This window comes from Hyphomicrobiales bacterium, assembly GCA_030688605.1.
Classification (GTDB): domain Bacteria; phylum Pseudomonadota; class Alphaproteobacteria; order Rhizobiales; family NORP267; genus JAUYJB01.
Genome location: JAUYJB010000108.1, coordinates 1 through 23,694, shown reverse-complemented (window position 1 = coordinate 23,694; position 23,694 = coordinate 1). Strand labels below are relative to the sequence as shown.

Genomic DNA, 23,694 nt, shown 5'->3' with positions numbered 1-23,694 from the left:
AGCTCCGGCCTGCCGCCAAAATTCATTGTGTCTGGTTCATCAGCACTTTTACGCCAGGCAGTTCCTTGCCTTCAAGCCATTCGAGGAATGCGCCGCCGGCCGCCGAGACATAGGAGAAATCGTCGATCACATCGGCCGTGCGCAGGGCCGCAAGCGTATCGCCGCCGCCGGCAATCGAGACCAGCCGCCCGGCTTTGGTCAGCGCCGCGGCGTGGCGGGCAACCGCGCTGGTGCCGGCATCGAAGGGGGCAACCTCGAAGGCGCCCAGCGGCCCATTCCACACCAGGGTGCGGGCAGAGTCCAGGCGGCGGTCGAGCTCGACCACGCTTTGCGGTCCGACATCCAGGATCATGTCGTCGGCGCCGACCTTGTCGATGCCGACGCTGGCGCTTTTCGCTCCCTCGGCGAGATGCTCGGCGACGACCGCGTCGATCGGCAGCACGATTTCGCAGCCGGCCTCCGCGCATTCCTTCAGGATGGCGCGCGCGGCATTGGCCAGATCGTGCTCGCACAGGGACTTGCCGACCAGCTTGCCCTGGGCGGCGAGGAAGGTGTTGGCCATGCCGCCGCCGATGATCAGGCCGTCGACGATCCGGCACAGATTGCTGAGCAGACCAAGTTTGGTCGATACCTTGGCGCCGCCGACGATCGCCCAAAGCGGCCGCTCGGGGGCGGTCAAGGCCTGCTCCAACGCCGCGATCTCAGCTTCCACGGCGCGGCCGGCAGCGCTCGGCAGGAGATGGGCGACGCCTTCGGTCGAGGCGTGGGCGCGGTGGGAGACGGAGAAGGCGTCATTGAGAAAGACGTCGCCGAGGCCGGCCAGCTTGCGGGCGAATTCCGGGTCGTTCTTCTCTTCGCCCGGATGGAAGCGGGTGTTCTCCAACATGATCACGTCGCCGGGCCCAGCCTCGGCGACGGCGCATTCGGCGAGGTCGTCGTTCCAGGTGGTGGGCACGAAGGTCACGAACGAGCCGAGCGCCCTGGCGAGCGGCTGGGCGACCGGCCCCAGCGACATTTCCGGCACCACCTTGCCCTTTGGACGATCGAAATGGGACAACAGGACCACCGTCGCCTTCTTGGCGACGAGTTCCCGCAAGGTCGGCAGGATGCGCTCGATACGGCCGTTGTCGGCGACGGCGCCATTCTTGATCGGCACGTTCAAGTCGACGCGCACCAGAACCCGCTTGCCGGCGACATCGAGCGCGTCAAGCGTCCTGAATCGCTTGGTCCTTGCCCGCGTCAATGATCGATCGCCCTCCTGCTCGGTTGCGGATGTGCCGGCGCCCCGGACGTTGCCGGGCAGCGGAAAACTCAGATCAGCTTGCCCATGGCCGCCGCGGTGTCGGCCATGCGGTGGGAAAAGCCCCACTCATTGTCGTACCAGGACAGGATCCGTACCAGATTGCCGTCCATGACCTTGGTTTGCGGCGTGGCGAAGGTCGAGGAGGCCGGGTCATGGTTGAAGTCGACGGAGACGAGCGGCTCGTCGGTGTAGCACAGGATGCCCTTCAGCCTGTTCGTCCGGCTCGCCTTGCGCACCGCGTCGTTGACCTCCTCGACGCTGGTGGCGCGGCTGGTGACGACCTTCAGGTCGACCATCGACACGTTGGGCGTTGGAACGCGCACGGCGACGCCGTCGAGCTTGCCGTTGAGCTCCGGTAGAACCAGGCCGACGGCGCGCGCCGCCCCGGTCGAGGTCGGGATCATGGACATGGACGCGGCGCGGGCGCGATAGGGGTCCTTGTGCAGCGTATCGAGCGTCGGCTGGTCGCCGGTAAAGGCGTGGATCGTGGTCATGAAGCCCTTGTCGATGCCGAACGCGTCGTTGAGCACCTTGGCCACCGGGGCGAGGCAATTGGTGGTGCAGGAGGCATTGGAGACGACGCTGTGCTCGGCCGTCAGCCTGTCGTCGTTGACGCCGTAGACCACGGTAAGATCGGCATTGCTGGCGGGTGCGGAGATCAGCACCCGTTTTGCGCCGGCGGCAAGGTGCGCCGAGGCCTTTTCCTTGGACGTGAACAGGCCGGTGCATTCGAACGCGATGTCGACCTTCAGATCGGCCCAGGGAAGCTTCGACGGATCGCGCTCGGAGGTGACCCGGACCGGGCCGCGGCCGACATCGAGCGTATCGCCGTCGACGACGACCTCGGCGGGGAACCGGCCGTGGACACTGTCATAGCGCAACAGATGGGCGTTCATCTCGACCGGTCCCAGATCGTTGACGCCGACGACCTCGATATCCTTGCGGCCGGATTCGACAATGGCGCGCAGCACCAGTCGCCCGATCCGTCCAAACCCATTGATTCCAATGCGAACTGCCATCGCCTCTTCCTCTTGAATTCCGCTTCTTAACCGGTCTTGCCGCCGACTGTTGCGTCTTTCTCTTCGCTGGCGGCAAGAAGCCGTGCCCGCGCCGCCGCCGCCACTGCGTCGGCGGTTATGCCGAAATGCTTGTAAAGATCCTGATAAGGCGCGCTGGCGCCGAATCTGTCGAGGCCGATGGCGACGCCGTTCTCGCCGACATAGCGGTCCCAGCCGAACGTCGAGCCGGCCTCGACGGAGATCCGGACCGTTTTGGGGTTGATGACCGCGTTACGGTAGTTTTTGCTCTGTGCTGCAAACAGCTCCCAGCACGGCATCGAGATGACGGAGGTCGGTATCCGTTCGGATTCCAGCATCACGCGCGCGGAGAGCGCCAGCGCCACTTCCGAGCCGGTGGCGATCAGCGTCACCTTGGCGTCGTCCGACGCGGGCGCCAGGACGTAGGCGCCGCGTGCGCATGCGTTCTTGTCGACGTGGCTGACGCGCACCGGCGGCAGGTTCTGGCGGGTCAAAGCGAGGATGCTCGGCCCGTCGCGGCGCTCCAGCGCCAACTGCCAGCATTCGGCGGTCTCCACCGCGTCGGCCGGGCGCAGCACCCACAGATTGGGAACGGCGCGCAGACTGGCAAGATGCTCCACCGGCTGATGCGTCGGGCCGTCCTCGCCAAGCCCGATCGAGTCATGGGTCATTACATAGATCACCCGCTGGCCCATCAATGCCGAAAGGCGGATCGCCGGGCGGCAATAGTCGGAAAAGATCAGAAAGGTCCCCGAATATGGGATCACGCCGCGGTGCAGCGCCATGCCGTTCAGGGCCGCGGCCATGGCATGCTCGCGCACCCCGTAATGGATGAAGCGGCCGGAGAAGTCGTCCGCGGTGATCACCGGCGTCGATTCGGTCTTGGTGTTGTTGGAGCCGGTCAGGTCGGCCGAGCCGCCGATGGTTTCCGGCACCGTGGCGTTGATGACCTCGAGCGCCATCTGCGAGGCCCGGCGGCTGGCGACCGGCTTCGGCTCCTCGACGAGCCGCGTCTTGTGGGCTATGAGCGCTTCGCGGAGGCCGGCCGGCAGGTCGCCGCGCATGCGCCGCTCAAACTCGGCGCGGGTGTCGGCGCTGCTCTTGGCCAGCACCTTTTCCCAGGCCTTGCGGCCCTTCACGCCGCGCAGGCCGGCGATGCGCCAGGCATCGCGGATCTCCGAGGGGATCTCGAAGGGCTCGTGTTCCCATCCGAGCGCAACTTTGGCCAGCGTCGCCTCTTCCGCGCCCAGCGGCGCGCCGTGGACGCTGGCGGTGCCTTGCTTGTGCGGCGCGCCGAAACCGATCATCGTGCGGCAGGCGATCAGGCTCGGCCGGTCGCTCGCCTTGGCCGCCTCCAGGGCCTGGCACACGGCAGTCATGTCGTGGCCGTCGATCCTGGTCGCGTCCCATCCGGCGGCGTGGAAGCGGGCGATCTGGTCGCCTGATTCGGTCAATGAGACCGGTCCGTCGATGCTGATGCCGTTATCGTCGAACAGGACGATCAGCTTGGCGAGCCGGAGATGACCGGCAAGCGAGATCGCCTCGTGGCTGATTCCCTCCATCAGATCGCCGTCGCTGGCCAGCACGTAGGTGTGGTGGTTGACCAGCGCGTCGCCGAAGATCGCGGCAAGATGTCGTTCGGCGATGGCCATGCCGACGGCGTTGGCGATCCCCTGGCCGAGCGGTCCGGTGGTCGTCTCGATGCCGGCGGCAAGCCCGTATTCGGGATGGCCGGCAGCGCGCGAACCAAGCTGTCGGAAGTGCTCGATGTCCTGCAGCCGCATCTCTTCGTAGCCGAGCAGGTGCAGGAGCCCGTAAAGCAGCATCGAGCCGTGCCCGGCCGACAGAACGAATCGGTCGCGGTCTGGCCAATTTGGCTCGGTTGCGTCGAATTTCAAGAACTTGGCGAACAGCACCGTGGCGAAATCCGCGGTGCCGAGCGGCAGGCCCGGATGTCCCGACTGGGCGGCCTCCACGGCGTCGATGGCGAGCGCCCGCAGCGCCGTTGCCATGCGCTTGAGCTTGCCGGAATCAAGGACCGGCACGGCGCTCGCCGGACCTGGCGCCTTGCCGGATCGGGCAACCTTTTGCGCGTGTTTTTCCGACATGGGGCGGGACGAGAGCTCGCTCGTGTGTTGGTGGCCCGGCGTGCGTATGCATCCCCCCGTCGGGGGCGCTCACAAATACCATTTGAACGATGTGAGTCAACGACACTGATGGGTTATCCGCACCGTCTCGGCGCCGTTGTTGGAACAAGGCTTAACGCGATTGCGCTAAGGTGTTGCGTCGCATAAACTTTTGTGCATTCTTGATTTGCGCGGCGTGGATTAGCGCGGTGAAATGCAGTATTATATATAGGCGAGGGGGACCTGGAATGGCGGATGACAGGTCGTTGGAGCTTGGGGCACGCCGTCTCAACGCGGCAATAGAAGCTCTCGAAATTGCCCTGGATCGTCAGGAGGTTGCCGGCAAGATGGTTGGCGATCTGCAGCAGCAGATCGACGCCATCGCGCAGGACCGGTCGCGCCTGGCCCAGGAGCTCGACCGGTTGAAGCAACGAAATGTCAGACTCGAGGGCATCAACGACGATGTGGCGCATCGTCTTCAGGCGGCGATCGGCACCATTGAGGAACTGATCACCGAGCCCGGCGGCTGATCCAATCTTGTCGATCAGGAGATGTGGCAATGTCGGAAGTCACCGTAACTATCAATGGGCGCAGCTATAAGATGTCCTGCGACGACGGGCAGGAACGGCATTTGCTGGGGCTGGCCGAGCATGTCGGGCGTCATGTCGAGACCCTGAAGGTCCATGTCGGCCAGGTTGGCGACACGCGGCTTCTGCTGATGGCCGCGATCATGGTCGCCGATGAGCTCGGCGAGGCGAGGCGGCGCATCGGCGGTCTGGAGGAAGAGGTGCAACGGCTGAGCGCGGCGCACGATCTGGCCGCGGCACGGTTGCAGGAAACCCAGGAGGCGGCCGCCCGCAACCTCGATATCGCCGCCGAGCGCATCGAGGAGATGGCCGAAAGGCTCAGCGCGGGCGGGCGCTGAAGTTGCGCCGCCGCGACATCCGGGCTCGCGCATCAATGAGTAGACAATTTACTCAGCCGTCCTAGATTGGGGTTGGCGGTGCTGCCCGGCACGTCAGGAGAGACGTATCCCCGGGCCCTTATCGATCCTCAAGGGAGCTGTCCCTGATCGGGCCCGTGGGCCCTTTCACACGGCGCCCACCTAGACTGCTAGGTGTCCCGGGATCGAAAACCTCCAACGGCCGGCGCGGCCCGCCAGTGCTTTTCCGGCCTTTCCCGTGCGCCCCTCGATTGTTCTTTCCATGTCTGTCGTCGAGCAAAAAAAGCGGTTGAGAGCTGTCGCCGCCGAGCGCCGCGACGGGCTTGAAGCCGATGTCCGGTCGGCCGCCGCGCGGAGGATCGCCGACGAGGGGCTCGGCTTTGCGCATCTTGCAGGCCACGAGACGGTGTCGGCCTATCACCCGATCGGCGCCGAGCTCGACTGCCTGCCGCTGATGGCGCGACTGGCCAAGGCCGGCCACGCGACCGCGCTGCCGGTGATTGCAAAGCGCGGCGAACGGCTGATCTTTCGCCGCTGGGCACCGGGCGAGCCCTTGGCCGATGGTCGGGCAGGGATCCCGATCCCACCGGAAGATGCGCCCGTGGTCGAGCCCGAGGTGCTGCTGGTGCCGCTTCTGGCCTTCGACCGGGAGGGCTATCGCCTCGGCTATGGCGGCGGCTATTACGACCGAACCTTGACGGCGCTGCGCAGGCAGGGTCCGATCCTGGCCATCGGCCTTGCCTTCGCCGTTCAGGAAATCCCGGCGGGGCCGCGTCTCGACTATGATGCCCGCCTCGACTGGGTCCTAACCGAGGAGGGGCCCATCGTCATTGAGGGAATGTCCGATGCGCCTGCTCTGCGTCGGTGACGTGGTCGGCCGCTCCGGCCGCCGGATCGTCCTCGAATGGCTGCCGCGGCTGATCGCCGATCATGCCATCGATTTCGTCGTGCTCAACGGCGAGAACGCCGCCGGCGGCTTCGGAATCACCGAGGCGATCTGCGCCGAACTGATCGACGCCGGCGCCGACGTGGTGACCAGCGGCAACCATGTCTGGGACCAGCGCGAGGCGCTCGTCTTCATCGAGCGCGAGGCGCGTCTGTTGCGGCCGATCAACTATCCGGCCGGCACCCCCGGCAAGGGCGCCAACATCTATGCCGCCCGCTCCGGCGCGCGGGTCTTGGTGATCAACGCCTTGGGCCGCGTCTTCATGGATGCGCTCGACGACCCGTTCGCGGCCCTCGCCCGCGAGCTCGATGCCTGTCCGCTCGGCATCGGCGCCGACGTCATCATTGTCGACTTCCACGCCGAGGCGACCTCGGAAAAGCTCGCCGCCGGCCATTTCGTCGACGGAAGGGTGAGTGTCCTGTTCGGCACCCACACCCATGTGCCGACCGCCGATCACCAGCTGCTCACCGGCCGAACCGCTTATATGACCGACATCGGCATGTGCGGTGCTTATGATTCGGTCATCGGCATGGACAAGGAGGAGCCGCTGCGGCGCTTCCTGACCAAGGTTCCCTCGTCGCGCTTCGAGGCGGCGGGCGGCGAAGCGACCTTTTCCGGGCTGGCGGTCGAGATCGACAACATGACCGGACTGGCCACGGACCTTGCGCCGGTGCGCATCGGCGGACGGCTGGAGCCGACCCTGCCGGCGTTCTGGAACGAGTAGGCCCACGCGACCAAGCAGACCTGCATCTGGATTTTCCGCGCCGGCCGGCCTATAAACCGCCCCGACGATCGCTCCCGCAATTTCGACGATATGCACGCCATGGCCGGGCATTCGCAATTCAAGAACATCATGCACCGCAAGGGCCGCCAGGACGCGGCCAAGTCGAAGCTGTTCTCCAAGCTCGCCAAGGAGATCACCGTGGCGGCGAAGATGGGCGATCCGGACTCGGCGGCGAACCCGCGTCTGCGGCTCGCGGTGCAGAACGCGCGCGCCCAGAGCATGCCCAAGGACAAAATCGAGCGGGCCATCAGGAAAAGCCAGGGGGGCGAGGCGGAGAATTACCAGGAGGTGCGCTATGAGGGCTATGGCCCCGGCGGCGTCGCCGTCATCGTCGAGGCGCTGACCGACAACCGCAACCGCACCGCGAGCGCGGTGCGCGCCGCATTCACCAAGAATGGCGGCACGCTGGGCGAGACCGGCAGCGTCGGCTTCATGTTCGACCGCGTCGGCGAGGTGCGCTACGCGGCCGAAGCGGGCGATGCGGAAAAGGTTCTGGAAGCCGCCATCGAGGCCGGCGCGGACGACGTCCAGAGCGATGCCAACGGCCACGTCGTCACCTGCGCCTTCGAGGATCTCGGCGCCGTCTCCGACGCGCTGCAGGCGCGCCTCGGCGAGGCCGAGGAGGTCAAGGCGGTGTGGAAGCCGCAGAACCTCACGCCCGTCGGCGAGAAAGAGGCGGCGACGCTGTTGAAACTGCTCGACACGCTCGACGAGGACGAGGATGTGCAGAACGTTTACGCCAATTTCGACGTCGCCGACGAGGTCATGTCGCGGCTGACGGCGGCGTGAGGGTCATGATTCCCTATAACCATGAACCGCTCTAGGGGCGCGACGCGTGCTTCGCACGCTCCTCAGGGTGAAGAGACGCATTTCATTCTCATCTTGATCCACGTACCAACAGGCTACGCACCAACAGGATCAAGAAAACGGCCCCGAACGCCCCCCCGATCATCACGCTGACGACTCCATATTGGGGCAACCCCTGCGCCAGCAATATTCCCCCGACAAAGGCGCCGAGTAACCCCAGAACTACGCCCTGGATCAGACCGACCCCGCCGCCCTCGATATACAAAAAGGTCAGCCAGCCGGCCGCGTTTCCGATACACATCAAGATAACGATGCTCACGAAATCCATCGGGACGTGCCCCATTATTGCGCTCGGAAGGGCGGGCGGATCCTGCCCGACCATCGAAACCCTATTGTAACAGATGGACCGGGCAGGGGCGGGCAAGGGCGCGGAACAGGCGCCGCGGCGACCGGGTCACACGGTTGACCTGGGAGGAGACCGGTAAGGGCTGGCCGCGGGCCCGCCTCTTGTTGTCATCCCGGCCGCGGCGAAGCGGAGAGCCGGGATCCAGTAACCCCCAGCGTCAATGATTGAACTCCGAGGCTACTGGGTCACCCGGTCAAGCCGGGTGACGACGACTGCGGACTGGCCGCGGCCCCTGCCACACGACCACGCTGTCAAAGAGCCAAAGAGCAAGCTTCACCGTTGCCGCGAGCCGCTTTGCTCCGGGTCTTGCCTTATCTTTACTCCTTCGCCCAATAGGACGCGGGGGAGCGGGCGCTTCACGTCGCACCGCTACTCAACTAACTGGCGCTCCACGAAGCGCCCGCCGCGGCGATTCTTGGCCATTGTCCGGCCGCATCTTCGGCCAACCGGGGCGTGAAAAGGGGACGCTGCCACATCCCCACCCGGCTTCGCGTAAGGCGCAGGCTTTGCCCGCGCCAACGCTTCGCATCCCTCCCCCGTCACGGGGGAGGGAATGTTTGGTTTGGGGCTTCTCTTGGCTGTCCTCGGGCTTGCCGGAGCTTGTCCTCGGGATCGCCGAAGGCGATACCCCGGAGGGCAAGAACCGGGGCCGGGCCACCCTCTCCGTCTGCGCGGCCAGAGCCGCTTCGGCGCGGCGACGGCCCGTCAAGGGGAGGCGGATTAGGGAAAGCGTATTTTCTTGGCGCCGAGGATCACCGGGATGCGGGACGCTTCGGGCAGGATGCGGTCGCCGGCGGCGACGACCAGGAGCTCGTGCCCGGCGAGACTGCCCATATAGGTGTCGATCAGGTTGAAGGTGACCGACCCCCCATTTGCGCTCACCGGTGCGTCTTCCCTTGGTTCGCCCTGCTGCATCCAGACCAGGCGCCCAGTCGGAGAGAAGAGGTAGGCCTGGAGATAGAGTTTGTAGCCGCCGTCCTCGGCACCGCCGGTGACTTTGAACGGAGGAGGGAGCGCCGAAAGTCTCAGCGAGCCTGCGACCGAAAAGGTAATGACGGTTTCCTTGGCCGAAAAATCGAACCTGGTGATGTCCTTCGGAAGAGTGGCGACCTGGTCGAAGGCAAACTCGGAACCGCGAATGGGAATATAGTCTTCGAAGCGTTTCCTCAGTTCTTCCGCAAACCAGACTTGGGACGCCTTCAGGTTCAAGGGAGACGGGCCGAGAGCCCCGGTGGCTTCGCCCGGCGGCGGCTCGATTTCCAGTGCCGCCGAATCGAATTCGGACGGCTCCGGTTCGGTCTTGGCCGGCGCCGATTCGATCTTGGAGGACTCCGGCTCGGAGGACTGCGGCTCGGAGGACTGCGGCTCGGAGGGCTCCGGCTCGGAGGGCTCCGGTTTGATTCCGGCCGGCGCCGGCTCGGCTTCGGACGGCGTCAGTTTCACCCAGGAGGCGAGGGTCCAGTACCGCCCCCTGCCGGCCACGTCGACCAGGATGAATTCCGTCGTCTCGCTGCCGAAACGATCCAGCTTACTTTCGATGGGATCGCTTACCCGGGTTTGGCTGGGCAGATCGATGCAGCTTGGAGGATAGGTATAGTCGACATTGCCATTGACGATTTCGTCCACGAACCGCTGATGGTCGGCGATCGACGGACAGCCCTTGCCATCGACCGCGAGGACGCCGGACGCGTGAACGGCCGTGGCGAGCAGCAGCCCCACCCGCAGCAGCCCCATGAAAAGCAGGACAAGGCAGATGGGCGGGCGAGGCGACCGACTCATAGCGGCTACCTTGCCCAACGCCCTCGACATTGCCGCCGCCGAACGGCGAGCAGCCGACCGCACACCCGTCACCAGGAAGATGGGCGGGCGAGGCGACCGACTCATAGCGGCTACCTTGCCCAATGCACTCGATATTGCCGCCGCCGAACGGCAAGCAGCCGACCGCACACCCGTCACAACGACACACCCCCCAACGCGCAGACCGTTCTCTACTGAGCGACCCGTTTGACGCCGGGCAAGAGATCTTCGATATCCGGCGCGTCTGCCCCTGAAGCATAACCCTATGACAAACAAAGCTCAATGTGCAGACTTTCAACTTTTAGATTAATTATAGGCGTGCTGCAACCACTCCTGTTGGAGCCCGCTCCTGGCAGGTTGCGGCGGTGGCCAAACCGGCGTCCTCGCCGGCGCCCCTCGTTCCTGTTTCCTTCCTGTTGAAACTTTTTCGCGCTAATCCTGGGGGCGCAATGACGCGCCCGATTCGCATTCTCGGTATCGACCCCGGCCTGCGCCGCACCGGCTGGGGCGTGATCGCGTGCAACGGCAACGCTTTGTCGTTTCTCGCCAGCGGAACGGCCACCTCCAACGCCGATCTCGGCCTCGCCAGGCGGCTGCGGGAGCTACACGATGCGCTGAAGGAAGTGCTCGACGGCTTCGCGCCCGACGAGGTCGCCGTCGAACAGACCTTCGTTAACAAGGACGCGACGGCCACCTTGAAGCTCGGCGCGGCGCGCGGCGTCGCCCTGCTGGCGCCGGCAAGCCGCGACATTCCGGTGTTCGAATATGCGCCGAACGCGGTCAAGAAGGCGATCGTCGGCGCAGGCCATGCCGGCAAAGAGCAGATCCGCATGATGGTGCGCGTGCTGCTGCCGACCGCGACCTTCAAGTCCGATGACGCCGCCGACGCGCTGGCCATCGCCATCGCCCACGCGCATCATCGCACGGCGCGCGTGCCGGAGGCGGTGGCATGAGCGGCTTCTCGAGGCACCGTTGGTATTTCACCTCCCCCCTTGCGGGGGCGGTCGACGCCAAAGGCGTCGGGAGGGGGGTATGCTCTCCGCGCCCGCTCACCCCCTTCCCGGCTCGTTCGATGCCATCGAACTCGCCGCCCTCCCCCTCAGGGGGGGAGGGATGTTTTCTCGCCGCCGGGGGCGGTGCGCCATGATCGGAAAGCTCAAGGGCATCATCGACTCATACGGGCCCGACTGGGTGATCGTCGATGTCGGCGGCGTCGGCTATCACGTCACCTGCTCGGCCCGCACGCTGGCCGCGCTTCCTTCCGTCGGCGAGGCGGCGAGCGTCGCGGTCGAGACCTATGTGCGCGAGGACGCGATCCGCCTGTTCGGCTTCGCCACCGACGCGGAGCGCGACTGGTTCCGCCTGCTGATCACCGTGCAGGGCGTCGGCACCAAGGTGGCGCTGGCGATCCTGTCGACTCTGACGCCGAGCGATCTTGCCCGCGCCATCGCCCTCGACGACAAGGCGACGATCGCGCGCGCGCCGGGCGTCGGCGCCAAGGTGGCCGGCCGCATCGCCGGCGAATTGAAGGACAAGGGCGCGGCGATCGCCGTGGCCGACCCGGCGCTCGCCCATATCGCCGGTCTCGCCGGCGCCTTTGAAGGCCCCGCCGCCGACGCCGTCTCGGCGCTGGTCAATCTCGGCTACGGCCAGGTGCAGGCGACCGCCGCCATCGCGGCGGCCGGCCGGGCGCGGGGCAACGGCGCGAGCGCCGAGGAGCTGATCCGCCTCGGCCTCAAGGAGCTGGCGCGATGAGCGAGCCGTCCTATTCCACCTCCCCCCCTGCGGGGGAGGTCGACACCAAAGGCGTCGGGAGGGGGGTATGCTCGCCAAGCCCCCACAGCCCCCTCCCGGCTCGTTCGATGCAATCGAACTCGCCACCCTCCCCCGCAAGGGGGGAGGAGATACCCGATGCATCGCCGGAGTCGGCGCAATGAGCGAGACAGGAGCCGAACGGATCATCGACCCGGCGACGAACGGCGAGGACGGGCCGGACAATGGCCTGCGCCCGCGGACGCTCGCCGAGTTCGTCGGCCAGGCCCAGGTCTGCGCCAATCTGAAAATCTTCATCGAGGCGGCCAAGAAGCGCCGCGAGGCGCTCGACCACGTGCTGTTCGTCGGCCCGCCGGGCCTCGGCAAGACCACCCTGGCGCAGATCGTCGCCCGCGAGCTCGGCGTCAATTTCCGCGCCACCTCCGGCCCGGTGATCGTCCGGGCGGGCGATCTCGCGGCGCTGCTGACCAATCTCGAACAGCGCGACGTGCTGTTCATCGACGAGATCCACCGGCTCAACCCGGCGGTCGAGGAAATCCTCTATCCGGCGATGGAGGACTATCAACTCGACCTGATCATCGGCGCCGGGCCGGCGGCGCGCTCGGTGCGCATCGATCTGGCGAGGTTCACGCTGATCGGGGCGACGACCCGCTCCGGCCTGTTGACGACGCCCTTGCGCGACCGGTTCGGCATTCCGGTCAGGCTCGACTTCTACTCTGTCGAGGAGCTGGAGGACATCGTGCGCCGCGGCGCGCGGGTGCTCGGCGTGGCGCTCGCCGAGGAAGGGGCGCACGAGATCGCCCGGCGCGCGCGCGGCACGCCGCGGGTCGCAGGCCGGCTGTTGCGCCGGGTGCGCGACTTCGCCTCCATGGCGGACGCAGGGCTGATCGACGCCAAGGTGGCCGACGCGGCGCTGCGCCAGCTCGAGGTCGACGCGCGCGGCCTCGACGGCATGGACCATCGCTATCTTAGCTGCATCGCGGAAAAGTTCGGCGGCGGGCCGGTCGGCGCCGACACCATCGCGGCGGCGCTTAACGAGCAGCGCGACGCCATCGAGGACATCATCGAGCCCTATCTGATCCAGCAGGGCTTCGTGCAGCGCACGCCGCGCGGAAGGGTGGCGACGCCGCTTGCGTTTGCCCATCTCGGCCTCGCCGCGCCGCCGGGCGCGGCACCCGGTCTGTTCGAAGAGTAGCGGGATGGCTGAACGCTGGCCGGATCTTGCCGGCCGCTTCGAAGACCGCCGCCACGTCCTGCCGGTACGGGTCTATTACGAGGACACGGATTTTTCCGGCGCCGTCTATCACGCCAACTATCTGCGTTTCTGCGAGCGCGGCCGGTCGGACTTTCTGCGTCTGACGGGCCTCTTTCACAGCCAATTGCAGGCGCCCGCCTCCGGCGAGCCGCTCGCCTTCGCGGTGCGCCATATGGACATCGATTTCCTCAAACCGGCCGGGATGGACGACGCCCTGGAGGTCGAAACGCGGCTCGCGCAGCTGTCGGGCGCGGCGCTGAGCCTTGACCAGCGCATCCTCCGTCACGGCGAAATTCTGTTCACGGCGCGCGTCAAGGTGGTGGTCGTCGATAAGCGCGGCCGCCCGCGAAGGCTTCCGCCCGCCCTCAAGAGCCGGCTTGCGCCCTATCTTGAACCACTTTCCGAGTAGGCTGGCGGCATCGCGTGTTTACCACCCGTTAAGTCTGGGCGGGTGACAAGTCGCGGGGGTCCAAAGGGACACCGGTGCCAGCATCCATGTGTCATAGTTTAGACAATATTGACCTTCAATTCTCCCGCAACTCGTGGGGTTTATGGGGGGTCATCCCGTCACGGGGGCAGGGTCCACCGGGCATGCCGCGGCGCATGCGGGTGGCGCGACACGGTACCCTGTTGGATGCGATCGTTCCGACTTCATCCATTTACGCCCGCAACCGACGAGGCCATGCCGATGCCCGCTAGCTCAGCGGAACTTTTTCAGGCTGCGATCATCGCGCCGACGGGCGACTTTTCGTTTCTGGCGCTGTTCCTGCAGGCGCATATTGTCGTCAAGAGCGTGATGATCGGCCTCATCGCCGCCTCCGTCTGGTGCTGGGCCATCGTTATCGAGAAGTATCTGATCGTGCGCCGCGTCGAGCGGCAGGCGGACCACTTCGAGGAGGTGTTCTGGTCGGGCCAGTCGCTCGAGGAGCTCTATGGCAGCCTCATTCACAAGCCGACGAGCTCCATGGCGGCGCTGTTTGTCGCCGCCATGCGGGAATGGAAGCGCTCGCATGAAGGCGGCGCACGCCCGCGCGGCAGCCTGGCCACGCGCATCGAGAAGGTCATGGACGTGACCATCGCGCGCGAGATGGAGCGCCTCGAACGGCGGCTCCTGTTCCTCGCCACGGTCGGCTCGACGGCGCCCTTTATCGGCCTTTTTGGTACCGTATGGGGGATCATGACCAGCTTCCAGGCCATCGCCGTGAGCAAGAACACCAACCTTGCCGTGGTCGCCCCGGGCATCGCCGAGGCGTTGTTCGCCACCGCGCTCGGCCTGCTGGCGGCGATCCCGGCGGTTGTGTTCTACAATAAGTTCTCGCATCATCTGGCGCGCCATGCCATGCGCCTGGAAGGGTTCGCCAACGAGTTCTCGGCGATTCTGTCGCGCCAGCTCGACGAGCAGGGCTGATCCATGGCCAGCGGATTGGCGGGAAATGGCAATATCCGGCGGCGGCGGACCAGCCGCTACCGGCCGATGTCGGAGATCAACGTCACCCCGCTGGTCGACGTCATGCTGGTGCTGCTGATCGTGTTTATGGTCACCGCGCCGCTGTTGACGGTCGGCGTGCCGATCGATCTGCCGCAGACCAAGGCGCAGCAGCTTCAGGGCGACAAGGAGCCACTGACCATCACGGTGGATACGGAAGGGAAAATTTACCTGCAGGATACCGAAATCGTGCTCGACGAAATCGTTCCCAAGCTGCTTGCCATAGCCTCCAACGGCTATGAGGAGCGCATTTATGTGCGCGGCGACCGGCGGGTGAACTACGGCACGGTGATGAGGATCATGGGAACGATCAGCGCCGCCGGCTTCCAGCGCATCGCGCTGGTGACCGAGCTGGAAGAGCAAGGTTGACGGGAGACAAGCGTGCGCGTCAGTCTCGCCATATCGTTCTTCGCCCATCTGTCGGTTATCGCTTGGGCGTCTTTCTCCTTTCCGACGGCCAGGCCGTACGAGATCGAGCCGATGAAGGCGCTTCCCGTCGACATCGTCACGGTGGCCGAGCTCACCCGCCTGAAGGCAGGCGTCAAGGAGCCGGCGCAGGAGAAGGAGCAGGCGCCGAGCAAGCCGGAGACGGAGAAGCCCGACACCAGCAGCGGCGAAGAGACGGACAAGCTGAAGCGGGTCGCAGCTCTTCCGCCGCCTCCGCCGCCGCAGCCCGAGGAGCCGAAGGTCGCAACCCCGACGCCGGTCGCGCCGAGGCCGCAGCCCCGCGTGGAGGAGCCGAAGAAGGAGCCTGAGCCGGAGGCGGCGCCGGCGCCGAAGACGGCCGAGCCGAAACCGGAGCCCGAAAAGACCGCGGAAAGCGTGCCGGACAAGGAAGTGTCGCTGGCGCCGCTGCCGCCGGTGCGCCCGGCACATGCGCCGCGGCCCGCGCCGCCGGCGACGCCAAAAAAGGAGCGCACCTTCGATGCCGACAAGATCGCGGCGTTGCTCAACAAGGTACCGGCGGAGGCCGAAGCGCCGGCCGGCGGCGAGCCGATCGCCGACGAGCCTCCCGGCGCCGGCGATCCGCGCGGCCTTGATTCGCGCATGAGTATCAGCGAGCTCGATGCGCTGCGGGCCCAGATCTCGCCGTGCTGGAGCCCGCCGATCGGCGTCCAGGGCGCGGCCGACCTGGCCGTGCAGATTCAACTCGCGCTCAACGTGGACGGCACTTTGTTGCGGCCGCCGGACATCCTCAGCCGCGGCTCCGGCCTGGCGTTCCTGGCCGCCGCCGATGCCGCCCGGCGGGCGGTGCTGCGGTGCCAGCCCTACGAGCTGCCGGCGGGAAAATACGACGCCTGGCGCGACATCAAAGTCAATTTCGATCCGCGCGAAATGCTCGGCGGATAATCGTAGCGACGAGCGGAAGAACTGTCATATGGCTCGAGGCAAAGCCGGCTTTGCGACCCTGACCCGGATTGGAAGGGCTTTCCTGGTGATCGCCGCCATCGCGGTGCTGGCCTGGCCGCGTCCGGCCCATGCCGTGATCGAGATCGACATCACCCAGGGCAATATCCAGCCGCTTCCCGTGGCCATACCCGACTTTATCGGCGGCAATCCGGACGATGCCCAGCTTGGCGCCGACATTGCCAATGTCATCCAGGGCAATCTGGTCCGCTCCGGTCTGTTCGCGCCGATCGACAAGGCCGCCTTCATCGAGAAGATCCGCGACGTCAACGCGACGCCGCGCTTCGGCGACTGGCGCATCATCAACGCCCAGGCGCTGGTCACCGGCCATGTCGCCCTGCTCAAGGACGGCCGGCTGCGCGCCGAGTTCCGCCTCTGGGACGTATTGGCCGGCCAGCAGATGGCCGGGCAGCAATTCTTCACCACGCCGGACAATTGGCGCCGCGTCGCCCATGTCGTCAGCGACGCCATCTATCAGCGCCTGACCGGAGAGAGCGGCTATTTCGACACCCGCATCGTGTTCGTCGACGAGACCGGTCCCAAGGACGCGCGCATCAAGAGCCTGGCGATCATGGACCAGGACGGCGCCAATATGCGGGTTCTCACGGACGGGGGGGAATTGGTCCTCACCCCGCGCTTCAGCCCGACGAGCCAGGAGATCACCTACATGTCCTTCGGCCGCGGCGACCAGCCGCGCGTCCATCTCTTCAATATCGAGACCGGGCAGCGCGAAATCGTCGGCGACTTTCCGGGCATGACTTTCGCGCCGCGCTTCTCGCCCGACGGCCAGCGCGTCATCATGAGCCTGCAGAGCGGCGGCAACGCCAACATCTACGCCATGGACCTGCGCAGCCGCGCCACCACCCGGCTCACCGATACGCCGGCGATCGACACCGCGCCGTCCTATTCGCCCGACGGCCGCCAGGTCACCTTCGAATCCGATCGCGGCGGCACTCAGCAGATCTATGTGATGAACGCCGACGGGACGAACCAGCAGCGCATTTCCTTCGGCGAGGGCATCTATTCGACCCCGGTCTGGTCGCCGCGCGGCGACCTCATCGCCTTCACCCAGCGCCATGCCGGCCGCTTCCTGATCGGCGTGCTGCGGCCGGACGGATCCGGGGAACGCATTCTCACCGAGGGCTATCACAATGAGGGACCGACCTGGGCGCCGAACGGCCGGGTCATCATGTTTTTTCGCGACACGCCGGGCGAGAACGGCGGACCGAAACTGTGGTCGGTCGATTTGACCGGCTACAATGAGCGCCAGATCGATACGCCGCACTTTGCGTCGGATCCGGCCTGGTCGCCCCTGATCAACTGACGCGTCGGCCGGGCAGGCCGGGCAAGACCTCCATGTGTTGGGGGAGAGGAGACGAAAAGATGCGCATAATGCTGAAATTCAGGCGCTTCATCGCCAAAGGGGCGGTTCTCGCCGCGGCGCTGACGCTGGTTGCCTGTTCGACGACGTCGAGCACGCTCGACGGCGCCGTGGCGGCGGTTCCCGGCACCGTCCAGGATTTCGTTGTCAACGCCGGCGACCGGGTATTTTTCGAAACCGACAGCGCCGAACTGTCGCCGCAGTCGCGCGACACGCTCGACAAGCAGGCGGCGTGGCTGAAAAAATATTCGTCCTATCCGATCCTGATCGAGGGCCATGCCGACGAGCGCGGCACGCGCGAGTATAATCTGGCGCTCGGGGCGCGGCGGGCGACCGCGACGCGCAATTATTTGGTAAGCAGGGGGGTGGACGTATCACGGCTGCGCACCATCTCCTATGGTAAGGAGCGCCCGGTTGCCGTCTGCGACGACATTTCCTGCTGGTCGCAGAACCGCCGCGCGGTGACGGTCATCGGCGGAAGCGAGACCGGCTAGGCCGGCCCTGCCGGGCGTTGGGGGGCGCGACCGGCCCAATGACAAGGCTTAATTGAGATGATGAGACAAGCCCTAACCCAAAGCTCGCGCCGTCTTGGCGCCCTGCCGCGCCGCGGCTGGCGCGCCCTTGCGGGACCCGCGCTCGCCTTGGCGGTCTTCGGGAGCGCGCCGGCCTTTGCGCAGACCCTGCCGAGCGAGCCGGTGCCAAGCCCCAGGTTCAGCCTGTTCGGCCGCCAATCGAACGATTCCGATCTGACGCTGCGCATCGACCAGCTCGAGGCTCAGATCAGGAACCTGACCGGCCAGATCGAGCAATACGAGTTTCGCATCCGCCAGCTCGAGGAAAATCTGCGCCGCTTCCAGGAAGACGCCGAGTTTCGCTTCCGCGAGCTCGGCGCCAACGGCTCCGACGCGTCGCGACAAACCGGTTCGGCGGGCGTGCCGTCGCGGCCGATGCCGGAGCCGCCGCACTCGTGGCGGCCCCAGAACTTCGGCGGCGCAAATCCGCCGGCGCCGCAGCAGCCCTCTTCGCAGCCGCAGACCTATGGCGGCATCAGACCGTTGGCGCCGCCGCCGGGAGCCGGTTTCCCGGCCGAGTCCGGGCCGATGGACATCAGCCCGCCCGGCCTCGGCGGCGCCCAGCCCGGGTTCGACGGCACGCCGCCCAGCCTCGGCGGCGCGGGGCCGTTCCCGCCGCCTAGCGGCAGCAACCCGGCCGAGGTCACCCTCGCCGTGCCGACCGACCCGCAGACCGCCTATGATGTGGCCTATGCCTTCATTCTGCAGCGCGACTATGAGGCCGCCCAGAGCGCGTTTGCCGACTTTCTCGTCCGCTATCCGCAAGACAAGCTCGCCGCCAACGCGCAATATTGGTTCGGCGAGAGCCTCTACGCCCAGGGTGAGTATCGCGAAGCCGCCGATGCCTTCCTGACCGGCTATCGGCGCTTCGGTTCGAGCAACAAGGCGCCTGACAGCCTGTTGAAGCTCGCCATGTCGCTGCAGGCGTTGGGCCAGAAGGAGGCGGCCTGCGCCAGCTTCGATGAGTTCGGCCAGAAGTTCCCCAAGGCTTCCACGGCGATGAAGGATCGGGCGCGGGCGGAGCGAAAGGGTGCCGGCTGCTAGCGCACCGATCGGCGCGGCGGAGGCAAACCGCCTGTTCGCAGCCCTGTCGGCCTCGCCGAGGCTTGCGGTCGCGGTCTCCGGCGGCGCCGACTCCACCGCCTTGATGCTGCTCCTGGCGCGCTGGAAGAAGACGGGCGCGGGCGGGCCTGAACTCAGCGTCTTTACCGTCGATCACGGCCTCAGGGCGGGTTCGCGCAAGGAAGCCGAAAGCGTCGGCGAATGGGCCCTCGCGCTCGGCCTGGCCCACGAAATCCTCACCTGGCGCGGCGACAAGCCGAAAAGCAACATCCAGGCCGCGGCGCGCGCGGCCCGCTACCGGCTCTTGGCCGAGGCCTGCCACCGCGACGGCATCGCGGCCCTGGTGAGCGCCCATCACCGCGACGACCAGGCCGAGACGTTTTTGATGCGGCTTGCGCGCGGCTCCGGCGTCGACGGGCTGTCGGCGATGGATGCGGTGAGCGAGATGATGGGGATTACGCTGTTCCGTCCGCTGCTCGACGTGCCGCGCGCGCGGCTCAAGGCGACGCTCAAGGCGGCCGGCCAGGACTGGATCGAAGACCCCGGCAACGAGGACAAGCGCTTTGCCCGCGTGCGCATGCGCGCCGTCCTTGAACGCCTGGCCGAGGAGGGCGTGAGCGCCGAACGGCTGGCCGCGACCGCCCGGCATATGCGCCGCGCCCGACTGGCGCTCGAAGCGGCGACGGACGATCTTGCCCGCGCGGCGGCGCGCCTGGAACCGGCGGGCTTCTGCACCATCGACCGGGAGGCGCTCTCGGCGGCGCCCGCGGAAATCGCGCTGCGGCTGTTGGCGCGCGCCCTGATGGCGGTCGCAGGCAAGCCCTATCGGCCGCGCCTCGAGCGCCTCGAGCGGCTCTTCTCCGGCCTCAAGGAGACGGATCGGGGCCGCTGGACACTTGCCGGCTGCCGCATCGCGGCGAGCCGCGAGGAGGTCCTGATCTGGCGCGAGGCCGGACGCGCCGGCCTGCCGGAAATCAGCCTCGATCCAGGCAAATCGGCGCTGTGGGACGGCCGCTTCCACGTCGAGATCGCCGCTGAGGAGGCGGGGCCGGTCGCGGTGCGGGCGCTGGGCGAAGAGGGCTGGCGGGAAGTTGCCGGGCTTTGCGGGGAGAAACCGGGCCTGCCGGCGCACATCGGCCGCACCTGCATCTCCTTCTGGCGCAACGGAAAAATAGTCGCCGCGCCGCATATCGTTGCCGTTGCGCGGCCGCAGGCCGCATTTCGGGCCACATTCATCGGCAGCATTCTGTCGCGCGGCGAATCGCTGGCTCCCCTGGTAACCGGTTCGACATGATCCTATGCTATTGGAGGGCTGAAAGGGCCGGGCCGCTTGGCATAGGTCGCTGCAAGACCTATGTTATCGGCATCGCGAGCGGCGCCCGGAGGGGCGGACGCCGCGCTGTGTCACCCCATGCCGGTCCTCCGTCGAGGCGCATATAGGCTAGAAGATGAACTCAAACTTCCGCAACTTCGCCCTCTGGGTCATCATCGCGGTTTCGCTGGTGGCGCTTTATCAGCTGTTTCAGAACCCGGGCCCGCGCACCGCGACGACGGAAATTCCGTTCTCCCAGTTCAGGACCGCGGTGGACGAGGGCAATGTCGGCGACGTGGTCATTTCCGGGCAGCAGATTTCCGGCCGCTTCAAGAATGGCGGATCGTTCCAGACCTATGCGCCCCAGGACACCAACTTCGTCGACCAGCTCTACACCAAGGGCGTGAACATCACCGCCAAACCGGACACCGAGGACGTGCCCTCGCTCGCCGGCCTGCTGATCTCCTGGTTCCCGATGCTGCTGATCATCGGCGTGTGGGTGTTCTTCTGGCGCCAGATGCAGGGCGCCGGCGGCAAGGCCATGGGCTTCGGCAAGTCTAAGGCCAAGCTTTTGACCGAGGCGCACGGCCGGGTCACCTTCGAGGACGTGGCCGGCGTCGACGAGGCCAAGGACGATCTGCAGGAGATCGTCGAATTCCTGCGCGACCCGCAGAAGTTCCAGCGCCTCGGCGGGCGCATCCCCAAGGGCGCGCTCCTGGTCGGCCCGCCCGGCACCGGCAAGACGCTCTTGGCGCGCGCCATCGCCGGCGAGGCCAATGTGCCCTTCTTCACCATTTCCGGCTCCGACTTCGTCGAGATGTTCGTCGGCGTCGGCGCATCGCGCGTGCGCGACATGTTCGAGCAGGCGAAGAAGAACGCGCCGTGCATCATCTTCATCGACGAGATCGACGCGGTCGGCCGCCACCGCGGCGCCGGCCTCGGCGGCGGCAATGACGAGCGCGAGCAGACGCTGAACCAGCTATTGGTCGAGATGGACGGCTTCGAAGCCAACGAAGGCATCATCCTGATCGCGGCCACCAACCGGCCAGACGTGCTCGACCCGGCGCTCCTGCGCCCCGGCCGCTTCGACCGCCAGGTGGTGGTTCCCAACCCCGACATCATCGGCCGCGAGAAGATCCTCAAGGTGCATGTGCGCAAGGTGCCGATGGCCCCGGACGTGGACCTGAAGACCATCGCCCGCGGCACCCCAGGCTTTTCCGGCGCCGATCTCGCCAATCTGGTCAACGAGGCGGCACTGCTGGCCGCTCGCCGCTCCAAGCGGATGGTGACCCAGGGCGAGTTCGAGGACGCCAAGGACAAGGTGATGATGGGCTCGGAGCGCCGCTCGCTGGTGATGAGCGAGGAGGAGAAGAAGCTCACCGCCTATCACGAGGGCGGCCATGCGCTCGTCGCCATGCACATGCCGGCGTCGGACCCGGTGCACAAGGCGACCATCATTCCGCGCGGCCGGGCGCTGGGCATGGTCATGCGCCTGCCCGAGCGCGACCAGATGTCGTGGACCCGCGCCAAGCTGAAGGCCGATCTGGCGGTTGCCATGGGCGGACGCGTCGCCGAGGAGATGATCTTTGGCTACGACAAGGTCACTTCGGGCGCCTCGCAGGACATCAAGATGGCAACCAAGATGGCCCGCGCCATGGCCACACAGTTCGGCATGAGCGACAAGCTCGGCCCGCTCGCCTACGGCGACAATGAGGAGGAGGTCTTCCTCGGCCATTCGGTGGCCCGCACCCAGAACGTCTCCGACGAGACCCAGAAGCTGGTCGACGAGGAGGTCAAGCGGTTCGTCAATGAAGGCTACGAGACGGCGACCATGATCCTCAAGGAGCATACCGACCAGCTGCACACCATCGCCGGCGGTCTGTTGGAATACGAGACGCTGTCCGGGGCGGAAATCAAGGACCTCTTGGCGGGCAAGGCGCCGGTGCGCGAGGACCTCGACGACGAGCCGAAGGGACGCGCCTCCGCGGTGCCGACCGCCGGCAAGGCGCGCGCCACCCGCAAGGGCAAGCGCACCGACCCGGACACCGGCGCCATGGAGCCGCAGCCCCAGGCCTGACCGGCAGGCATGAAATTCAGGCGGGGCCCACGGGCCCCGCTTTCCATTTGCCCGGAGAGCGCGCCAGACGATGCGCCAAGGTCTGTATCTTCGCCCGGTGGGTCTGATCGCGGGCGATTTCGCGCGCCGGCTGGTCGCCGAGAAGGTGGCGCTGTGGCTTGCCGGCGGCCCGCTCGCCTTTGCCGGCGCCATGGTCATCGAAGGAAAACCGGGGGCAGCGCAAAGCCGCTACCTCGACGCGGCCCGTCTGAGCGAAGCGGGCGATCCCGACCTTACAGCCGTCCTCGATCGCATCACCGCCCCGCGCGGCGCCTTCGCCGGCCTATCGCTTGACCGGCCGCTGTTGATGGGCATCGTCAACGTGACGCCCGACAGCTTTTCCGATGGCGGCGCCTTCGCCGGCCCCGAGGAGGCCGTTGCCTATTGCCGGCGGCTCATCGCCGAGGGCGCCGACATTCTCGATATCGGCGGCGAATCGACGAGACCCGGCTCCGATACGGTTGCCCTTTCGCTCGAACGCGAGCGGGTGATGCCGGTGATCGAGGCCATGGCCGGCTGCGGCGTGCCGCTGTCCGTGGACACCCGCAAGGCGGCGCTGATGGGCGAAGCGACCACGCGCGGCGCCGCGATCATCAACGACGTTTCGGCCCTGACCCATGACCCGGACAGTCTTGCCGCCGCCGCCGCCTCGAACGCCCATGTGGTGCTCATGCACTGCAAGGGCGAGCCCAAGACCATGCAGGAGACGCCCAGCTACCGCGCCGTGGTCATCGAGGTCTATGACGCGCTCGCCGAGCGTCTCGCCGCGGCCGAGGCGGCCGGAATTGCGCGCGCGCGGCTCGCCGTCGATCCCGGCATCGGCTTCGGCAAGACCTTCGCCCACAATCTGCAGATCATGGAGGCTCTTGCACTCTATCACGGCCTCGGCGTGCCGCTCCTTGTCGGCGCCTCGCGCAAGGGCTTTGTCGGCCACGTCACCGGCGTCGCCCGCGCCAAGGCGCGGGTTTTCGGCTCGCTCGGCATGGCGCTGGCGGCGGCCGCCGAGGGCGTCCAGATCCAGCGCGTCCACGACGTTGCCGCAACCCGTCAGGCGCTCGATTCCTGGTGCAGCGCCCGCGGAATCGACAAGGATGGCGCGCCGGCTAACCAATCTGTAAGAGTCGCTCACAAAATTTGAACAATTTAGTGCTAACATCCGCCCGATGCTTGAGGTAATTAGC

Annotated in this window: 23 protein-coding genes and 1 other RNA gene; 19 read left to right on the top strand and 5 right to left on the bottom strand. The window is 66.7% G+C overall.

Annotation, left to right across the window (positions count from 1 at the left end):
* Window positions 1–22: 22 nt before the first annotated feature.
* The 3 genes from Q8P46_11885 to tkt all read right to left on the bottom strand — a co-directional run bounded on the left by Q8P46_11885 (window position 23) and on the right by tkt (window position 4,385).
* Window positions 23–1,243: a phosphoglycerate kinase gene (locus tag Q8P46_11885; protein ID MDP2620853.1), complete on the bottom strand. Its 1,221-nt coding sequence runs from the start codon at window positions 1,241–1,243 to the stop codon at window positions 23–25.
* A 68-nt stretch (window positions 1,244–1,311) separates the two neighbouring features.
* Window positions 1,312–2,322 (bottom strand): type I glyceraldehyde-3-phosphate dehydrogenase, encoded by a 1,011-nt coding sequence (gap, locus tag Q8P46_11880; GenBank protein MDP2620852.1) that lies wholly within the window; start codon window positions 2,320–2,322, stop codon window positions 1,312–1,314.
* A gap of 26 nt (window positions 2,323–2,348) precedes the next feature.
* On the bottom strand, window positions 2,349–4,385 hold the full coding sequence (gene tkt / locus Q8P46_11875; GenBank protein ID MDP2620851.1) for a transketolase: 2,037 nt from the start codon (window positions 4,383–4,385) through the stop codon (window positions 2,349–2,351).
* 329 nt (window positions 4,386–4,714) lie between these two features.
* On the opposite strand from tkt, the gene Q8P46_11870 reads away from it, so the two are divergent.
* The 6 genes from Q8P46_11870 (at window position 4,715) to Q8P46_11845 (ending at window position 7,928) form a co-directional block, all read left to right on the top strand.
* Complete coding sequence (locus Q8P46_11870) at window positions 4,715–4,996, top strand: DUF4164 family protein (protein ID MDP2620850.1); 282 nt, start codon at window positions 4,715–4,717, stop codon at window positions 4,994–4,996.
* Between the two features lie 29 nt (window positions 4,997–5,025).
* A complete protein-coding gene (zapA, locus tag Q8P46_11865; protein ID MDP2620849.1) occupies window positions 5,026–5,391 on the top strand; it encodes a cell division protein ZapA in 366 nt (121 codons plus the stop codon).
* A 75-nt stretch (window positions 5,392–5,466) separates the two neighbouring features.
* Window positions 5,467–5,626, top strand: a non-coding RNA gene (gene ssrS, locus Q8P46_11860) — 6S RNA.
* 72 nt (window positions 5,627–5,698) lie between these two features.
* The gene (locus Q8P46_11855) at window positions 5,699–6,277 is read left to right on the top strand and encodes a 5-formyltetrahydrofolate cyclo-ligase (protein ID MDP2620848.1); all 579 of its coding nucleotides are present in this window, start codon (window positions 5,699–5,701) and stop codon (window positions 6,275–6,277) included.
* A complete protein-coding gene (locus Q8P46_11850; GenBank protein ID MDP2620847.1) occupies window positions 6,255–7,079 on the top strand; it encodes a TIGR00282 family metallophosphoesterase in 825 nt (274 codons plus the stop codon). The genes Q8P46_11855 and Q8P46_11850 overlap by 23 nt, the downstream gene beginning before the upstream one ends.
* 99 nt (window positions 7,080–7,178) lie before the next feature.
* Window positions 7,179–7,928: a YebC/PmpR family DNA-binding transcriptional regulator gene (locus Q8P46_11845; GenBank protein ID MDP2620846.1), complete on the top strand. Its 750-nt coding sequence runs from the start codon at window positions 7,179–7,181 to the stop codon at window positions 7,926–7,928.
* Between the two features lie 88 nt (window positions 7,929–8,016).
* On the opposite strand, the gene Q8P46_11840 is transcribed toward Q8P46_11845, so the two are convergent.
* Both Q8P46_11840 and Q8P46_11835 read right to left on the bottom strand, forming a co-directional pair.
* Window positions 8,017–8,274, bottom strand: a complete 258-nt coding sequence (locus Q8P46_11840) for a GlsB/YeaQ/YmgE family stress response membrane protein (protein ID MDP2620845.1) — start codon at window positions 8,272–8,274, stop codon at window positions 8,017–8,019.
* A gap of 798 nt (window positions 8,275–9,072) precedes the next feature.
* Entirely contained in the window at window positions 9,073–10,131 is a 1,059-nt protein-coding gene (locus Q8P46_11835; protein ID MDP2620844.1) for a hypothetical protein, read from the bottom strand.
* A 467-nt stretch (window positions 10,132–10,598) separates the two neighbouring features.
* Between Q8P46_11835 and ruvC the strand changes: the two genes are divergently transcribed.
* The 13 genes from ruvC to folP all read left to right on the top strand — a co-directional run bounded on the left by ruvC (window position 10,599) and on the right by folP (window position 23,651).
* The gene (gene ruvC / locus Q8P46_11830) at window positions 10,599–11,102 is read left to right on the top strand and encodes a crossover junction endodeoxyribonuclease RuvC (protein ID MDP2620843.1); all 504 of its coding nucleotides are present in this window, start codon (window positions 10,599–10,601) and stop codon (window positions 11,100–11,102) included.
* Between the two features lie 190 nt (window positions 11,103–11,292).
* Complete coding sequence (ruvA, locus tag Q8P46_11825) at window positions 11,293–11,904, top strand: Holliday junction branch migration protein RuvA (protein MDP2620842.1); 612 nt, start codon at window positions 11,293–11,295, stop codon at window positions 11,902–11,904.
* 178 nt (window positions 11,905–12,082) lie between these two features.
* Complete coding sequence (gene ruvB, locus Q8P46_11820) at window positions 12,083–13,117, top strand: Holliday junction branch migration DNA helicase RuvB (protein ID MDP2620841.1); 1,035 nt, start codon at window positions 12,083–12,085, stop codon at window positions 13,115–13,117.
* Between the two features lie 4 nt (window positions 13,118–13,121).
* A complete protein-coding gene (gene ybgC / locus Q8P46_11815; protein MDP2620840.1) occupies window positions 13,122–13,586 on the top strand; it encodes a tol-pal system-associated acyl-CoA thioesterase in 465 nt (154 codons plus the stop codon).
* A 279-nt stretch (window positions 13,587–13,865) separates the two neighbouring features.
* On the top strand, window positions 13,866–14,585 hold the full coding sequence (gene tolQ / locus Q8P46_11810) for a protein TolQ (protein MDP2620839.1): 720 nt from the start codon (window positions 13,866–13,868) through the stop codon (window positions 14,583–14,585).
* 3 nt (window positions 14,586–14,588) lie between these two features.
* Window positions 14,589–15,032: a protein TolR gene (gene tolR, locus Q8P46_11805; protein ID MDP2620838.1), complete on the top strand. Its 444-nt coding sequence runs from the start codon at window positions 14,589–14,591 to the stop codon at window positions 15,030–15,032.
* A gap of 12 nt (window positions 15,033–15,044) precedes the next feature.
* Entirely contained in the window at window positions 15,045–16,013 is a 969-nt protein-coding gene (locus Q8P46_11800; protein ID MDP2620837.1) for a cell envelope biogenesis protein TolA, read from the top strand.
* 28 nt (window positions 16,014–16,041) lie between these two features.
* Entirely contained in the window at window positions 16,042–17,394 is a 1,353-nt protein-coding gene (gene tolB, locus Q8P46_11795) for a Tol-Pal system beta propeller repeat protein TolB (GenBank protein ID MDP2620836.1), read from the top strand.
* A gap of 59 nt (window positions 17,395–17,453) precedes the next feature.
* Window positions 17,454–17,945, top strand: coding sequence for a peptidoglycan-associated lipoprotein Pal (gene pal / locus Q8P46_11790; GenBank protein MDP2620835.1), 492 nt, complete (start codon window positions 17,454–17,456; stop codon window positions 17,943–17,945).
* Window positions 17,946–18,002: 57 nt separating this feature from the next.
* Window positions 18,003–19,067, top strand: a complete 1,065-nt coding sequence (gene ybgF, locus Q8P46_11785) for a tol-pal system protein YbgF (GenBank protein MDP2620834.1) — start codon at window positions 18,003–18,005, stop codon at window positions 19,065–19,067.
* On the top strand, window positions 19,054–20,379 hold the full coding sequence (tilS, locus tag Q8P46_11780; protein ID MDP2620833.1) for a tRNA lysidine(34) synthetase TilS: 1,326 nt from the start codon (window positions 19,054–19,056) through the stop codon (window positions 20,377–20,379). The genes ybgF and tilS overlap by 14 nt, the downstream gene beginning before the upstream one ends.
* Before the next feature lie 154 nt (window positions 20,380–20,533).
* Window positions 20,534–22,474 carry an ATP-dependent zinc metalloprotease FtsH gene (gene ftsH, locus Q8P46_11775; protein ID MDP2620832.1) on the top strand — a complete coding sequence of 647 codons (1,941 nt, stop codon included), beginning with the start codon at window positions 20,534–20,536 and terminating at the stop codon, window positions 22,472–22,474.
* Window positions 22,475–22,544: 70 nt separating this feature from the next.
* On the top strand, window positions 22,545–23,651 hold the full coding sequence (gene folP / locus Q8P46_11770; GenBank protein ID MDP2620831.1) for a dihydropteroate synthase: 1,107 nt from the start codon (window positions 22,545–22,547) through the stop codon (window positions 23,649–23,651).
* Window positions 23,652–23,694: the final 43 nt, after the last annotated feature.

Excerpts from the sequence above, each read along its gene's own strand:
- gap (MDP2620852.1), bottom strand. The coding sequence starts at position 2,322 with ATGGCAGTTCGCATTGGAATCAATGGGTTTGGACGGATCGGGCGACTG.
- Q8P46_11870 (MDP2620850.1), top strand. The coding sequence starts at position 4,715 with ATGGCGGATGACAGGTCGTTGGAGCTTGGGGCACGCCGTCTCAACGCG.
- zapA (MDP2620849.1), top strand. The coding sequence starts at position 5,026 with ATGTCGGAAGTCACCGTAACTATCAATGGGCGCAGCTATAAGATGTCC.
- Q8P46_11850 (MDP2620847.1), top strand. The coding sequence starts at position 6,255 with ATGCGCCTGCTCTGCGTCGGTGACGTGGTCGGCCGCTCCGGCCGCCGG.
- Q8P46_11845 (MDP2620846.1), top strand. The coding sequence starts at position 7,179 with ATGGCCGGGCATTCGCAATTCAAGAACATCATGCACCGCAAGGGCCGC.
- Q8P46_11840 (MDP2620845.1), bottom strand. The coding sequence starts at position 8,274 with ATGGATTTCGTGAGCATCGTTATCTTGATGTGTATCGGAAACGCGGCC.
- Q8P46_11835 (MDP2620844.1), bottom strand. The coding sequence starts at position 10,131 with ATGAGTCGGTCGCCTCGCCCGCCCATCTGCCTTGTCCTGCTTTTCATG.
- ruvC (MDP2620843.1), top strand. The coding sequence starts at position 10,599 with ATGACGCGCCCGATTCGCATTCTCGGTATCGACCCCGGCCTGCGCCGC.
- ruvA (MDP2620842.1), top strand. The coding sequence starts at position 11,293 with ATGATCGGAAAGCTCAAGGGCATCATCGACTCATACGGGCCCGACTGG.
- ruvB (MDP2620841.1), top strand. The coding sequence starts at position 12,083 with ATGAGCGAGACAGGAGCCGAACGGATCATCGACCCGGCGACGAACGGC.
- ybgC (MDP2620840.1), top strand. The coding sequence starts at position 13,122 with ATGGCTGAACGCTGGCCGGATCTTGCCGGCCGCTTCGAAGACCGCCGC.
- tolQ (MDP2620839.1), top strand. The coding sequence starts at position 13,866 with ATGCCCGCTAGCTCAGCGGAACTTTTTCAGGCTGCGATCATCGCGCCG.
- tolR (MDP2620838.1), top strand. The coding sequence starts at position 14,589 with ATGGCCAGCGGATTGGCGGGAAATGGCAATATCCGGCGGCGGCGGACC.
- tolB (MDP2620836.1), top strand. The coding sequence starts at position 16,042 with ATGGCTCGAGGCAAAGCCGGCTTTGCGACCCTGACCCGGATTGGAAGG.
- pal (MDP2620835.1), top strand. The coding sequence starts at position 17,454 with ATGCGCATAATGCTGAAATTCAGGCGCTTCATCGCCAAAGGGGCGGTT.
- ybgF (MDP2620834.1), top strand. The coding sequence starts at position 18,003 with ATGATGAGACAAGCCCTAACCCAAAGCTCGCGCCGTCTTGGCGCCCTG.
- ftsH (MDP2620832.1), top strand. The coding sequence starts at position 20,534 with ATGAACTCAAACTTCCGCAACTTCGCCCTCTGGGTCATCATCGCGGTT.
- folP (MDP2620831.1), top strand. The coding sequence starts at position 22,545 with ATGCGCCAAGGTCTGTATCTTCGCCCGGTGGGTCTGATCGCGGGCGAT.